The organism is Aeromonas sp. R6-1, assembly GCF_040908165.1.
Taxonomy (GTDB): Bacteria; Pseudomonadota; Gammaproteobacteria; order Enterobacterales; family Aeromonadaceae; genus Aeromonas; species Aeromonas caviae.
Genome location: NZ_JBFODF010000015.1, coordinates 84,164 through 98,197, shown reverse-complemented (window position 1 = coordinate 98,197; position 14,034 = coordinate 84,164). Strand labels below are relative to the sequence as shown.

Sequence of the window (14,034 nt, the reverse complement as noted above, 5' to 3'; positions counted from 1 at the left end):
AAAAAAACGGCTCCATTATGGAGCCGTTTTCACACTTGGGGCCGTGAGGCTGACTTACTCGACAGTGGCTTCCACGTCGGTGAAGTATTCGATCTTGGCCGCCTTGCGCAGCTCGTCGATCAGCGACTTGTAGTCAGCCTGTGCCTTGCCCTGACCCAGCTGACCTTGCAGCAGGCTCACCATCTGGGACGGCTCCTTGATGACGTTGACCTTGTCCAGCGCCACCACCACACGATCACCGTTGGCTTCGGTCACCAGCTCGACGCTCGGCTTGCCATCGGTCGGATGGGGCATGCGGAACGCCTGGGTCACCAGGTTCTGATCCATCTCCTGGGCGAAACGGGATACGCCGGTATGGGTATCCACTTTCAGACCCAGCGCGGTCAGGTCGGCCTGAACGTTCTCACCGGCCTTGAGCTTGTCCAGCAGACCCTGGGCCTTGCCACGGGCCACTTCACTGGCCTTGTCGTGCTTGATGACGGTGATCACCTGCTCTTTCACCTCGGCAAGCGGCTTGGCCGCCTTCGGCTGGTGACCCATGATGTGCAGCACCAGCGCCTTGCCGTCGGCCAGCTCGATCACGTCGGAGTTGGTATTGTCATCGCGCAGCTGTTCTGAGAACGCCACGGAGAGCACCTTGGGATCATTGAGCGGTGCCGGCGCATCGGCCTGGCTGAAATAGCCGGTGGACTGCACCTGGAGGCCCATGGCTTCGGCGGTCAAGTCCAGGGAGTCCGGGTTCTCGAAGCTGCTGTCGGCCATCTTCTGCTGTTCGGCGAAGAACTGCTCCTTGGCCTTCTCAGACTGCAGACGGGCGATGGTATCGCTCATCACGTCCACGAAGGGCTTGGTCTTGGCAGGCTCGACGCCCAGCAGCTTGATGATGTGGAAGCCGAACGGGCTCTTCACCACGGCCGAGAGATCGCCGGCCTTGGCTAGCGCGAACGCGGCTTTCTCGAAGGCAGGATCCATCACCCCTTTCTCGAACCAGTCGAGCTCCCCGCCCTTCTTCGCGGAGAAGGTATCGGAGGAGTCGGCCTTGGCCAGCGCGGCGAAATCGTCACCTGCCTTGGCCTTGGCCAGCACGGCCTCGGCTTTCTGCTCGGCGGCCTTTTCATCCTTGCCAAACGGGATCAGGATGTGCGCCACCTGACGGCGCTCGGGACGCTGGAACAGATCCTGATGCTGGTCGTAGTAATCCTGGGCATCCTGCTCGGTGACCTTGATGTTCTTGCCAAGGTTCGCGGCATCGAGCAGCAGATAGTCGACCTTGACCGTCTCGTCGTTCATGAAGCGAGCGCTGTTGGCCTTGTAGAACTGCTCTACCTCGGCATCGCTCACCTCGATCCCGTCCACATAGGCGGAAGCGGCCAGACGGATCAGGCGCAGGTCACGGGTCTGGTTGTAGAGACGATCCAGTTGCTCGGCTTCACCCTTGAGGGCGAACTCCGATCCCAGCACGGCGCCCATCAATTGCTGGCGCACCATGTCCTGGCGCAGGGAGTCGCGGAACATCTCGGGGGTCATGCCGGCACGGCGAATGAGCTGCAGGTAGCGGTCATTGCTGAACTTGCCGTTCTCGGCAAACTCGGGCATGGCGACGATGGCCTGCTTGATCTGCTCATCGCTGACGCGCAGACCCAGGGAGCGGGCCTTGTCATCGATCAGCGCCTGATCGATCAGACGGTCCAGCACGCCACGGCGGAACTGTTTCATGTAATCGGGATTGGCGGCCAGCTGGTTGAAGGCCTCACCCATTTGGGATTCCATGCGGGCCCGCTCATTGCGGTAGGCATTCTCCAGTGCGGGGGCACTGATGTCATTGCCGTTGACGGTGGCGGGGGCGGTACGTGCCGGGCCATTGAGGTAGCTGCCTACCCCGGCCAAGGCAAAGGAGAGGATGATCAGGCCCAAGATAACCTTGGCTACCTTGCCCTGCGCCCCTTCGCGTAGTTTATCCAACATCATGTTTGTACTTATGCTCCCGAACTCGATGGGCGTAAATAATGAAAAGGCGCACCGATTGCGATGCGCCTTGGTCAAGCAGTATGAGGGAGAGCCCTCTCACTTGTCTGGTCAGAGACCAAGGACGGTGCCGATAGATATCAGCGACCGGCTTAGTTGACCGCGTCTTTCAGGGCCTTGCCGGCTTTGAAGGCAGGAACTTTACCGGCAGCGATTTCGATGGTCGCACCAGTTTGCGGGTTGCGGCCGGAACGGGCTGCACGCTCGCGAACGGCGAAAGTACCGAAACCAACCAGAGCAACCTGGTCACCCTCTTTCAGGGCTTCGCCCACGGCATCGATGAAGGCATCCAGCGCACGACCAGCGGCAGCTTTGGAGATATCAGCACCGTCTGCAATCTTGTCAATCAGTTGAGATTTATTCACTCTTATATTCCCCTTTTATCGAACATCGCTGCGGCGCTGATTTCCCTGGCCACAACAAGTGGAGGTTTTATAACAAGCCTCCTGATCAGTTGCAAGTGACAATCTGGCGCAAACCCGCGCCACATCACGCATTGCGACTCATCATGAGTACCCGATCGGTGGTCAAGGCTACTTCCGTTGTCCGGTGCATGCAAGCCTTAACCACCCCCCGAATGCGCCAAATTTGCGGCGCATCAACATTTACACGACAGAAACGCGTTCGAAACCTTGCGGATTGTCCTGCAACGCCAGTGCAAGCACCTCATCAATCCAGCGAACCGGATAGATTTCAAGATCTTGTTTGACGTTGGCCGGGATCTCCTCGAGGTCACGTTCGTTCTCTTTCGGGATCAGCACACGCTTGATGCCACCACGGTGGGCTGCCAGCAGTTTCTCCTTGAGACCACCGATGGGCAACACCTCGCCACGCAGGGTGATTTCCCCTGTCATGGCCACGTCGGCGCGCACCGGGTTGCCGGTGAGGCTGGAGACCAGGGCGGTACACATGGCGATACCGGCGCTCGGGCCGTCTTTCGGGGTCGCCCCTTCCGGCACGTGCACGTGGATGTCTCGCTTCTCGTAGAAGTCGCCGTTGATACGCAGCTTCTCGGCACGGGCCCGCACCACCGTCATGGCCGCCTGGATGGACTCCTGCATCACGTCACCGAGGGAACCGGTGTAAGTGAGCTTGCCCTTGCCCGGCATGTTGGTGGTCTCGATGGTGAGCAGATCGCCCCCCACTTCGGTCCACGCCAGCCCGCACACCTGACCAATCTGGTTCTGGTCGGTGGCCTTGCCATAGTCAAAGCGCTGTACCCCCAGGAACTCCTTGAGGTTCTCCTGGTTGACCTGAACATGCTTGATGCTCTTGTCCAGCAGGATGCGTTTGACTGCCTTGCGACAGATTTTGGAGATTTCACGCTCCAGGCTGCGCACACCCGCCTCGCGGGTGTAGTAGCGAATCACCCCGATCAGCGCCGAATCCTCGATGGTGATCTCGGAAGGCTTCAGGCCGTTGCGCTGGATCTGCTTGGCCACCAGGTGCTGCTTGGCAATGTTGAGCTTCTCGTCCTCGGTGTAACCGGACAGACGGATCACTTCCATCCGGTCCAGCAGCGGACCCGGGATGTTCATGGAGTTGGAGGTGGCCACGAACATCACGTCCGACAGGTCATAATCCACTTCCAGATAGTGATCGTTGAAGCTGCTGTTCTGCTCGGGATCCAGCACCTCCAGCAGGGCGGAAGCGGGATCGCCACGCATGTCCGAGCTCATCTTGTCGATTTCGTCGAGCAGGAACAGCGGGTTCTTCACGCCCACTTTCGCCATCTTCTGGATGAGCTTGCCGGGCATGGAGCCGATGTAGGTACGACGGTGACCGCGGATCTCCGCCTCGTCACGCACCCCACCCAGGGCCATGCGCACATACTTGCGGCCGGTGGCCTTGGCGATGGACTGCCCCAGGGAGGTCTTGCCCACCCCGGGAGGCCCGACCAGGCAGAGGATGGGGCCCTTGAGCTTGTTCACACGCGCCTGCACCGCCAGGTATTCGAGGATGCGATCCTTGACCTTGTCCAGGCCATAGTGATCCGCATCCAGCACCTCCTGGGCCTTGCCCAGGTCTTTCTTGACCTTGGAGCGGGCCTTCCAGGGCACCTGCACCATCCAGTCCACATAGCTGCGCACCACGGTGGCTTCCGCCGACATGGGGGACATCATCTTGAGCTTGGCGAGCTCGGCCTGGGCCTTCTCGCGGGCATCCTCCGGCATCCCGGCCTCTTCAATCTTGCGATTGAGGGCTTCGAATTCATCCGGGCTGTCTTCCAGCTCACCCAGCTCTTTCTGGATGGCCTTCATCTGCTCGTTGAGGTAATACTCCCGCTGGCTCTTCTCCATCTGCTTCTTGACCCGGGAGCGGATGCGCTTCTCGACCTGCAACAGGTCGATCTCCGACTCCATCATGGCCATCAGAAACTCGATGCGCTCGGACACGGAAGCGATTTCCAGCACCTTCTGCTTGTCTTCGAGCTTGAGCGGCATGTGGGCAGCCATGGTATCGGCCAGGCGCGCCGCATCGTCGATCGCCGAAATCGAGGTGAGTACCTCGGGCGGGATCTTCTTGTTGAGCTTGATGTAACCTTCGAACTGGCCGATGGCAGAGCGCACCAGCACGTCCTGATCCTTCTCCTCGATGGGGGCGGACGCGATGTACTGGGCCTCCCCGACAAAGAAGTCGCGATCGTCGATCATCCGCTCAAGGCGGGCACGCTGGCCCCCCTCCACCAGCACCTTGACGGTGCCGTCCGGCAGCTTGAGCATCTGCAGAATATTGGCCACTGTCCCGACGGAGAAAATTTCCTCCACCGTCGGTTCGTCAGTCGACGCATCCTTCTGGGCCACCAGCAGGACTTTCTTGTCCTGCTCCATGGCCGCTTCCAGACAGCGAATGGATTTTTCCCGCCCCACAAAGAGTGGAATGACCATGTGGGGATAGACCACCACGTCACGAAGAGGCAGGACGGGAATCTCGATGCGTTCTGAACGCTCTAGGTTCATATATGTCCTCTCGGCTTGTTATACCGTTGGCAAAGGCTTGGCTGAGTATATGGGGGCGCAAAGATGAGATTCAATCGCCTTGGCCGTAAAAAGCATGAAAGGGGCAAAAAGCCCCTTTATGTGATTAAAAATCAGACAGTTACTCTGAGGCTGCGGCCTGAGTCTCGGGATTGTCGTAGATCATCAGGGGCGCGGAGTCTCCCTTGATCACCGTCTCGTCGATCACCACCTTGCTGACCCCTTTCAGGGAGGGCAGGTCATACATGGTGTCGAGCAGTACAGCCTCGACAATGGAACGCAGACCCCGGGCACCGGTTTTGCGCTCCATGGCCTTGCGGGCAATGGCATTGAGCGCGTCGTCACGAAACTCCAGCTCAACCTCTTCCAGGGCAAACAGCGCAGCATACTGCTTGGTCAACGCGTTCTTCGGCTCTTTCAGGATCTGGATGAGGGCAGCCTCGTCAAGCTCGGTCAGGGTCGCGACCACCGGCAGACGACCGATGAACTCGGGGATGAGACCGTACTTGATGAGATCTTCCGGCTCCACCTTGGCAAAATTCTCGCTCAGGGTTGCCTTGGCATTCTTGGATTTCACCTCGGCGCCAAAACCGATGCCGGTGCCCTTGACAGAGCGCTGCTCGATCACCTTGTCCAGCCCCGCGAAGGCACCACCACAGATGAAGAGGATCTTGGAGGTATCGACCTGCAAAAACTCCTGCTGCGGGTGCTTGCGACCGCCCTGGGGCGGCACGGAGGCGATGGTGCCTTCGATCAGTTTCAGCAGTGCTTGCTGCACCCCTTCACCGGAGACGTCGCGGGTGATGGAGGGGTTGTCCGACTTGCGGGAGATCTTGTCGATCTCGTCGATGTAGACGATACCGCGCTGGGCCTTCTCCACGTCGTAGTCGCACTTTTGCAGCAACTTCTGGATGATGTTCTCCACGTCCTCGCCCACGTAACCGGCTTCGGTCAGGGTGGTGGCATCGGCCATGGTGAAGGGCACATCCAGCAGACGAGCCAGGGTCTCGGCCAGCAGAGTCTTGCCGCTGCCGGTGGGGCCAATCAGCAGGATGTTGGATTTGCCCAGCTCCACGCCACCGGACTCGCTGCCGCTGCGAAGACGCTTGTAGTGGTTGTAGACAGCCACTGCCAGCACCTTCTTGGCGTACTCCTGACCGATCACGTAGTCGTCCAGATGGGCGCGGATTTCATGAGGGGTCGGCAGCTCGCTACCATCGCGCTTGGGAGAGATCTCGCGGATCTCCTCGCGGATGATGTCGTTGCACAGCTCGACACACTCATCACATACGTAGACGGAAGGGCCAGCGATCAGCTTGCGCACTTCATGCTGGCTTTTGCCGCAGAAAGAGCAATACAGCAGCTTGTCGCCCTCACCCTTGCGTTTCTCTGTCATTCAGCGACCTCGTTTTATCAATAGAGGATGGATCGTCCTGTTGAGTTTACAACAGGACGGGGTACCCTGCTCAGCCGCGCTGGCTCAGGATGCCGTCAACCAGACCATAGGCAACGGCCTGCTCGGCAGACATGAAATTGTCACGGTCGGTGTCGCGCTCGATGGTGGCCATGTCCTGACCGGTATGGAACGCCAGACGATCGTTCAGGGTATTCTTGATTTTCAGGATCTCCTGGGCATGGATCTGGATGTCAGAAGCCTGCCCCTGGAAGCCGCCCAGCGGCTGGTGGATCATCACTCGGGCATTGGGCAGGCAGAAACGCTTGCCCTTGGCGCCACCGGCCAGCAGGAAGGCCCCCATGGAGCAGGCCTGCCCCATGCAGACGGTGCTCACGTCCGGCTTGATGAACTGCATGGTGTCATAGATGGACATACCCGCAGTGACGGCGCCACCCGGCGAATTGATGTAGATGCTGATGTCCTGATCCGGGTTCTCGGACTCCAGGAACAGCAGTTGGGCCACCACCAAGTTCGCCATGTGATCCTCGACCTGACCGGTCAGGAAGATCACCCGCTCTTTCAGCAGACGGGAATAGATGTCGTAGGAACGCTCCCCTTTCGCGGTTTGCTCTACCACCATCGGGATGAGCGCATTGCGTGGGGATTCAGTCACATCGTTATAGTTCTTGTACATAAGGCATTGTCCCTAAAATAAAATGGCCCGAGTGGAGATCACACGAGCCATTATACTTAACAGTTTTGACCTTAAGTCAAATGTTCTTAGGCAGCGGCACCGGACTTGTTGATCACTTCGTCGAAGGCAACTTCTTTCTCGGTGACTTGCGCCTTGGACAGGATCAGATCGATGGCTTGATCTTCAATGGCCAGGTTGCGCACGCCGTTCAGCATCTGCTCGTTCTGCTGATAGTACTCGATCACTTCTTTCGGATCTTCGTAGGCAGTGGCCATGGACTCGATGATGCTGGTCACACGGGCGTCGTCAGCCTTGATCTCGTTGGTGCGGATGACGTCACCCAGCAGCAGACCAACGCGGACACGGCGCTCGGCCTGGGCCTGGAACAGCTCGGCCGGCAGCTCGGGGGCGTTGCCGCCCTGGAAGCCACCGAAGCGCTGCAGAGCCTGCTGACGCAGGGTGTCGATTTCCTGGGCAACGGCAGCCTTCGGCAGATCGATCTGGTTGGCTTCAACCAGGCCGTTCAGTACCTGCTCTTTCACGCTGTTTTTCAGGGCCTGGGCCAGTTCGCGCTCCATGTTCTTGCGCACTTCTGCCTTCAGCTCTTCAACGCTGCCGCTCTCGATGCCGAAACGCTTGACGAACTCTTCGGTCAGCTCGGGCAGCACCTGCTCTTCAACCTTGTGCAGCTTGGAGGCAAACTTGGCAGCCTTGCCCTTCAGGGCTTCGGCGTGGTAGTCAGCCGGGAAAGTCACCTCGATGGTGAACTCGTCGCCCGCTTTCTTGCCCAGGATGGCGTCTTCAAAGCCCGGGATCATACGGCCAGCGCCCAGTTCCAGGGTGAAGCCTTCAGCCTTGCCACCATCGAACTCTTCACCGTCGATGGAACCGACGAAGTCCATGGTCACACGCATGCCGTTGGCGGCAGCCACAGCGGCTTCAGTCCAGGTGGCGTGCTGCTTGCGCAGGGTGTCGATCATGTTTTCCAGGTCGCTGTCCTTCACGGTGGCAACCGGCTTCTCGACCTTGATGCTTTCCAGACCGGCAACTTCGAACTCCGGATACACTTCGAAAGTGGCGGTGAATTCGAAATCCTGACCTTCTTTGATCTCTTTCGGATCCATGGTCGGGGCGCCAGCCGGGCTCAGTTTGTTCTCGATGATGGCCTTGATGAAGTTGTTCTGCATCATTTCATCGGCAACGCGGGCGTGAGCCATGGCACCGAACATCTTCTTGATGATGGCAACCGGAGCCTTGCCAGGACGGAAACCGTCGATGCGACGGGTTTTGGCCAGGCCATTCAATTCTTTGCGCACGGCGGCGTCAACGGTAGCGGCCGGTACAGTGATGGTAAGACGGCGTTCCAGACCCTGGGTTGTCTCTACAGAAACTTGCATTCTTTTACCTCGTTCAACTCAGCACTGCGTGCTGACCCTTTATTGCCCCCGGGCAAGCCCGGAGTCTTCCTGTTTATAAAGACAACGACTGTCTTTGTGATGAGAAAATATGACGCGACATTATAGCGGCGTGCAGTGGTCGCGTCGAGCCGCACATCCCCCATCCGGGGCACAGACAGCACAATTTGCGCAAGACTTTCTCCTATATGGGGAAGCCTTGCACCGAGTTCAAGCATTCCATCCGCAATAATTTGCACTGGCTCACTCTTTTTCACGGCGAACGGGCCATTTTGATCGCCATCCGCCGCCAATCGGGCACAAAAATGGCGTGCTGCGACCCAAATTGTCCACCTTCTCGCCTGTGCCATTGCGTCCCCCGGCAGGGCTCGCTATGGTGACAGCCAATTCACGTGCTGCTGGAGTCACCCACATGTCCTTTTTCCGCTTCTTGTTCAATCTGCTCTGGTTCGTGCTGGGAGGCGTCTTCATGGGGCTGGCCTGGTGGCTGGCGGGGCTGCTCTGCTTCGTCTCCCTCATCGGGATCCCCTGGGGACGCGCCTGCTTCGTCATCGGCACCTTCACCTTCTTCCCGTTTGGAAAGCAGGCGGTGAGCCGCAAGAGCATGACGGGCCAGAGCGACATCGGCACCGGCGCCCTGGGGCTGATTGGCAACATTCTCTGGTTTGTGCTCATCGGGGTCTGGCTGGCCATCGGCCACATCGCCTCGGCGCTGGCCTGTTTCGTCACCATCGTCGGCATCCCGTTCGGCATCCAGCACCTCAAGCTGGCCCTCATCAGCCTGGCCCCCATCGGCCAGATGATAGTGACTAACCACGAGGCCGAATCGGGCCGCTACATCCGCTGACGGCCCATCTCAGGCTATCCTTGCGGGTGGAAAAAAGGGCAGACTAGGGTCTGCCCTTTTTCATTGCCACCCTTCGAGGTCTTCCATGCTGCCCAGCCATTTTTTTGCCAACCTCGCCCGTATGCGCCTCATCTACCGCTGGCCTCTGATGCGCAACATCCAGCCCGAAAACATCGCCGAGCACAGCCTGCAGGTCGCCATGGTGGCCCACGCCCTCGGCCTTATCAGCAATCGCCTGTTCGGCGCTCAGGTGGATGCCGACCGGGCCGCCGTCATGGCCCTCTACCACGACAGCAGCGAGGTGCTGACCGGGGATCTGCCCACCCCGGTCAAGTACTTCAATCCCGAAATCGCCCGCGAATACAAAAAGATTGAGCTTGCCGCCGAGCAGCGCCTGCTGGGCATGTTGCCGCCTGAGCTGGTCGAGGACTTTCGCCCCCTGCTCGACTCCGGCGCCCAGGACGAGGCCCTCACCAGCCTGGTGAAGGATGCAGACACCCTCTGCGCCTACACCAAGTGTCTGGAGGAGCTGAGCGTCGGCAACCGGGAGTTCGAGCCCGCGCGAAAGCGCCTCGAGCAGATGCTGGACGCCAGGATGAACCCCGCCATGCGCTACTTCATCGATGTCTTCGTGGGGAGTTTTTCACTGCCTCTCGATGAGTTGAATGCCCATTGATGCCACCAACACGGCACCAGGCATCATCTCCTCCTGCGTATTGCCTCGATAACCGCCAGTTCGGGTTTCCCCACAAAAGAGTGACAATAAAAAGGGCCCCGCAGGGCCCTTTATCACATCCATGGGCATCAATGCCCCAGTTCCCGGGACGGCACCAGGCCGCTCGCCCGCCAGGCAGGATAGAGGGTCGCCACCAGGCTCATCAGGATGGCGGCCCCGGTCACGATGAGCAAATCCTGCATGTGCAGCTCGGTCGGCAGGAAGTCGATGAAGTAGATGTCCGGATTGAGGAAACGGTGCCCGATCACCCCTTCGATGGCGCTCAGGATCTGGGTCAGCTTGCTGGAGAGCAGGCCGCCCAGCAGGGCGCCTAGCAGGGCTCCCGCCACCCCGTTCACCATCCCCTGGATGACGAAGGTAAGCCGGATCTGGCCCGGGCTCGCCCCCATGGTCTTCAAGATGGCAATCTCGCTGCGCTTCTCGTTCACCGCCATCACCAGGGTGGAGACGATGTTGAAGCAGGCCACCGCCACCACCATCAGCATCACCACGTACATCACGGTGCGCACCATCTGGATGTCCTGATAGAGATAACCCTGACGGCTCATCCAGCTGCTGATATAGACGTAGTGTGGGAATTTCTGGGCCGCCGCCACCGTGATGGACTGGGCCTTGAGCACGTCGCTCACCTTGAGGCTGAACCCCTCCACCGCGCTGCCCATGCCGGTGATGGCCTGGGCGTCCGCCAGGTGCATGAAGCCGAGCAGGCCGTCGAGCTGGCCGCCGATCTCGAGCAGTCCCACCACGGTGAGCGCCTCCCGTTTCGGGTTCTTGATGCCGGCGGCATCCCCCGCCTGGGGCAGCAGCAGGGTGACGGTGTCCCCTGTCTTGACCCCCAGCTTGTCGGCGATGATCTTGCCGAGGATGACCCCGTGTTCACCCGCCTGTAGCTCGCGAAGGCCCCGCCCCGTCATGAAGTTGCCCGCATCGGAGAGATTGGCTTCCAGCTCCGGCAGCACCGCACGCAGCTGGACCCCCTTGAGGGCGGAGCCGTGCTCCAGCAGGCCGTCGAGCCGGATCACCGGGGCAGCCGCCTCCACCCCGGGCTGGGCCAGCAGGTAGTCCCTGAGCCTCGGCCAGTCAGGCAGTGGCGCCTCCATGCCGATGAGCTCGCCGTGGGGGACCACGGAGAGCACCCGGTTCTTGAGCTCCCGCTCGAACCCGTTCATGGCGGAGAGGCCAAGAATGAGGGCCATCACCCCGAGGGCGATCCCGATGAGGGAGGAGGCCGAAATGAAGGCGATGAAGCCGTTGCGGCGGCGGGAGCGGCTGTAACGCAGGCCCAGGAACAGGGGCAGCGGCTTGAACATCAGGCGACCTCCGCCATGATGCCGCTCACCAGGGTGACCCGGCGGTGGAGCTTGGCGGCCAGGCTCAAGTCATGGGTCACCACCACGAACGCGGTGCCAAGCTCGCGATTGAGCTCGCACAAGAGCTCATAGACGGCGGTGGCGCTGGCATGATCCAGGTTGCCGGTGGGCTCGTCCGCCAGCACCAGGCTGGGTTCGTTGACCAGGGCACGGGCGATGGCCACCCGCTGGCGCTCGCCACCGGAGAGCTCGGACGGTCTGTGGTTGAGACGGTGGGAGAGCCCCACCCGCCCCAGCATCTTGCTCGCCTTCTCGGTGGCGCTGGCCACCGACTCACCGGCGATCAGCAGCGGCATGGCCGCATTTTCCAGCGCGCTGAATTCCGAGAGCAGGTGGTGGAACTGGTAAACGAAACCCAGCTCCTGGTTGCGAAACCTCGCCTGGGTGCGGCTGTCCCAGCCATGGATGTCCTGCCCCTTGAACAGCACGGCGCCGCTGGAAGGGTTGTCCAGCGCCCCCATAAGGTGCAGCAGGGTGGTCTTGCCGGAGCCCGAGCTCCCCACCACCGCCAGCATCTCCCCGGGGGCGACGTCCAGCTCGATCCCCTTGAGTACCTGGGTCTCCAGATTGCCCTCTTTGTAGACATGATTGAGGGCCTGGCAGCGCAGCAGCGGCTCGCAGGGGACGGATTGATTCATAACGGGGGCTCCACTTGCACCAGTAACAACAGAAGATGAATTATTCATAACGCAGCGCCTCCGCCGGTTTGACCCGGGCCGCGCGGGAGGCCGGGTAGAGGGTGGCACTGAAACTCAGCAGCACTGCACCCAGCAGGATCGTCATGACCTGGGCCGGCTCGACGATGACCGGCAGACCGCTGCCCCCCGCCGCCATATAGAGGTTGAGCCCAAGGGCATTGAGCAGAGGATTGAGGCCAAAGCAGAGCGCCAGCCCCGCCAGCCCCCCGAACAGGGCGCCGATGACGCCGCTCGACGCCCCCAGGACCATGAAGATCTTGACGATGCCGGATTCGCTCATGCCCATGGTACGCAGGATGGCCACCTCCCCTTCCTTGTCGGTGACCACCATCACCAGGGCGGAGAGGATGTTGAAGGTGGCGACCGCGATGATCAGCACCAGCATCAACCCCATCATCCGTTTTTCCATGGCCACCGCCTGGAACAGCTCGCCGCGCTCGCGGCGCCAGTCCTGCCACTCCAGTCCGTCCGGCAACGCGGTCTTCACCACCTCGTCGGCGGCGAAGGGATCGTCCAGCCAGAGGCGGATGCCGCCCACCTTGTCTGCGGGCAGACGCAGCATGCGCTGGGCATCCCCCAGGGCAATCTGGGCCACCTGGCTGTCCACATCGGCGCCGACCCCGAAGATGCCGGAGACGGTGAAAAGCCGCTGGGCCGGCACCCGACCAAAGGGGGTAAAGCGGGTACCTTCGGTCAGGATGAGACGCACCTGGTCACCGATGGAGACCTTGAGGCGGCTGGCCACCCCCTGCCCCAGCACGATGTGGTATTCACCGGCCTGCAGGCTGTCAAGGCGCCCACCCAGCATCTGGGCGTGCAAGATGTCATCCTTGGGCCAGCGGGCGGGATCGATCCCCTGCACGCTCACGCCGGTGAGCTGGCCCGGGCTTTGCAGCATGCCTTCGCTGTCGAGCATGGGGGCCGTGGCCACCACGTGGGGCAAGCGGGCCAGATCGGGCAGACCTTCGGGCTCGGCCTCGATGCGTCCGGCCTGATTGGTCACCACCACATGGGGGATCACCCCGAGGATGCGCCCCTTGAGCTGGCCTTCGAACCCGTTCATCACCGAGATCACCACCATCAGGGCGGCGACCCCGATGGCGATGCCAAAGGTGGAGAACAGGGAGATAAAGGAGACGAAGCGGTTACTGCGTCGCGAGCCTGCATAACGCAGGCCGATGGCCAGCGACAGTGGCTGAAAAAGTCCGGTCTTCAAGGATATCTACGTTGCCAACGAAATAAGATACCGGATAATAAAGGGAAACCGTCTATGACAACAAGGGATAGCCTCCATGCAGGAACAGTTCTTCAGCGTCACCCATGCCACGCCGGTCAATGTGATCCCCATGCCGGCCGACTTTCGTCTGCCGACGCTGGAGGCCCTGGAGGCCGAGTTGCCCGAGCCGTTTCGCATCGCCTCCGCCATCACCTCCATCGATCTGGTGAGCAGCCGGTTGCTGCGCAGCCAGAACGAGTCCATGCACGATCTGGTGGAGATCATCAACCAGCAGTCCCGCAAGATCGACATGATCATGGGCTATGTGCTGGCGGCCCAGGATCACCCCGAGCACCGCTTCCACACCCTGCGCTTTGGCGCCGGGCAGCTCACCTACCTGCACCCCCACCAGGGGCACGGGGAGGCCCCCGCCCTGCACCAGATAGTGCGGCTCAAGATCTTCCTGAGGGAAGAGGCCTCCGCCATCTACTGCTACGGCGAAGTCGTGCAGCGGGACGCCGGAGAGCACGGCACCCACGTGGTGCTCGACTACGTGCGCATCCGCGAGGATGACCGGGAGCTGCTGGTGCGCGCCAGCCTGCATGTGCAGTCGAAACAGCTCAAGCTGCGTGCCCAGGAACGTCAGCGCTAACCCAGGT

The 14,034-nt window shown here is 60.8% G+C and carries 12 protein-coding genes; 3 read left to right on the top strand and 9 right to left on the bottom strand.

Translation table 11 applies throughout. The features are described from left to right. Positions 1 to 54 precede the first annotated feature (54 nt). From ppiD to tig, 6 genes are all read right to left on the bottom strand, one after another. Positions 55 to 1,968 carry a peptidylprolyl isomerase gene (gene ppiD / locus AB5Y68_RS02950; RefSeq protein WP_039039047.1) on the bottom strand — a complete coding sequence of 638 codons (1,914 nt, stop codon included), beginning with the start codon at positions 1,966 to 1,968 and terminating at the stop codon, positions 55 to 57. A 149-nt stretch (positions 1,969 to 2,117) separates the two neighbouring features. Further along, positions 2,118 to 2,390, bottom strand: coding sequence for a nucleoid-associated protein HU-beta (gene hupB / locus AB5Y68_RS02945; protein ID WP_005315375.1), 273 nt, complete (start codon positions 2,388 to 2,390; stop codon positions 2,118 to 2,120). A 240-nt stretch (positions 2,391 to 2,630) separates the two neighbouring features. Next, positions 2,631 to 4,985 carry an endopeptidase La gene (lon, locus tag AB5Y68_RS02940; RefSeq protein ID WP_010674574.1) on the bottom strand — a complete coding sequence of 785 codons (2,355 nt, stop codon included), beginning with the start codon at positions 4,983 to 4,985 and terminating at the stop codon, positions 2,631 to 2,633. Positions 4,986 to 5,124: 139 nt separating this feature from the next. Then, on the bottom strand, positions 5,125 to 6,399 hold the full coding sequence (clpX, locus tag AB5Y68_RS02935) for an ATP-dependent protease ATP-binding subunit ClpX (RefSeq protein ID WP_010674573.1): 1,275 nt from the start codon (positions 6,397 to 6,399) through the stop codon (positions 5,125 to 5,127). Between the two features lie 70 nt (positions 6,400 to 6,469). Further along, a complete protein-coding gene (clpP, locus tag AB5Y68_RS02930; RefSeq protein ID WP_005324106.1) occupies positions 6,470 to 7,093 on the bottom strand; it encodes an ATP-dependent Clp endopeptidase proteolytic subunit ClpP in 624 nt (207 codons plus the stop codon). Positions 7,094 to 7,179: 86 nt separating this feature from the next. Beyond that, positions 7,180 to 8,490 carry a trigger factor gene (gene tig / locus AB5Y68_RS02925; RefSeq protein WP_010674572.1) on the bottom strand — a complete coding sequence of 437 codons (1,311 nt, stop codon included), beginning with the start codon at positions 8,488 to 8,490 and terminating at the stop codon, positions 7,180 to 7,182. 430 nt (positions 8,491 to 8,920) lie between these two features. Here tig and AB5Y68_RS02920 point away from each other — a divergent pair, with 430 nt between their 5' ends. Together AB5Y68_RS02920 and yfbR are read left to right on the top strand one after the other, a co-directional pair. Next, a complete protein-coding gene (locus tag AB5Y68_RS02920; RefSeq protein ID WP_039039046.1) occupies positions 8,921 to 9,355 on the top strand; it encodes a YccF domain-containing protein in 435 nt (144 codons plus the stop codon). Between the two features lie 85 nt (positions 9,356 to 9,440). Next, entirely contained in the window at positions 9,441 to 10,031 is a 591-nt protein-coding gene (gene yfbR / locus AB5Y68_RS02915) for a 5'-deoxynucleotidase (protein WP_010674569.1), read from the top strand. A 128-nt stretch (positions 10,032 to 10,159) separates the two neighbouring features. On the opposite strand, the gene lolE is transcribed toward yfbR, so the two are convergent. From lolE to AB5Y68_RS02900, 3 genes are read right to left on the bottom strand one after another with little or no spacing between them, the layout of a single operon-like run. After that, the gene (lolE, locus tag AB5Y68_RS02910; protein ID WP_039039045.1) at positions 10,160 to 11,401 is read right to left on the bottom strand and encodes a lipoprotein-releasing ABC transporter permease subunit LolE; all 1,242 of its coding nucleotides are present in this window, start codon (positions 11,399 to 11,401) and stop codon (positions 10,160 to 10,162) included. Next, positions 11,401 to 12,099 carry a lipoprotein-releasing ABC transporter ATP-binding protein LolD gene (gene lolD, locus AB5Y68_RS02905; protein WP_039039044.1) on the bottom strand — a complete coding sequence of 233 codons (699 nt, stop codon included), beginning with the start codon at positions 12,097 to 12,099 and terminating at the stop codon, positions 11,401 to 11,403. The genes lolE and lolD overlap by 1 nt, the downstream gene beginning before the upstream one ends. A 40-nt stretch (positions 12,100 to 12,139) precedes the next feature. Beyond that, positions 12,140 to 13,375, bottom strand: coding sequence for a lipoprotein-releasing ABC transporter permease subunit (locus AB5Y68_RS02900; RefSeq protein WP_039039043.1), 1,236 nt, complete (start codon positions 13,373 to 13,375; stop codon positions 12,140 to 12,142). Between the two features lie 76 nt (positions 13,376 to 13,451). Between AB5Y68_RS02900 and AB5Y68_RS02895 the strand changes: the two genes are divergently transcribed. Continuing rightward, on the top strand, positions 13,452 to 14,027 hold the full coding sequence (locus AB5Y68_RS02895) for a PilZ domain-containing protein (RefSeq protein ID WP_103260033.1): 576 nt from the start codon (positions 13,452 to 13,454) through the stop codon (positions 14,025 to 14,027). Positions 14,028 to 14,034: the final 7 nt, after the last annotated feature.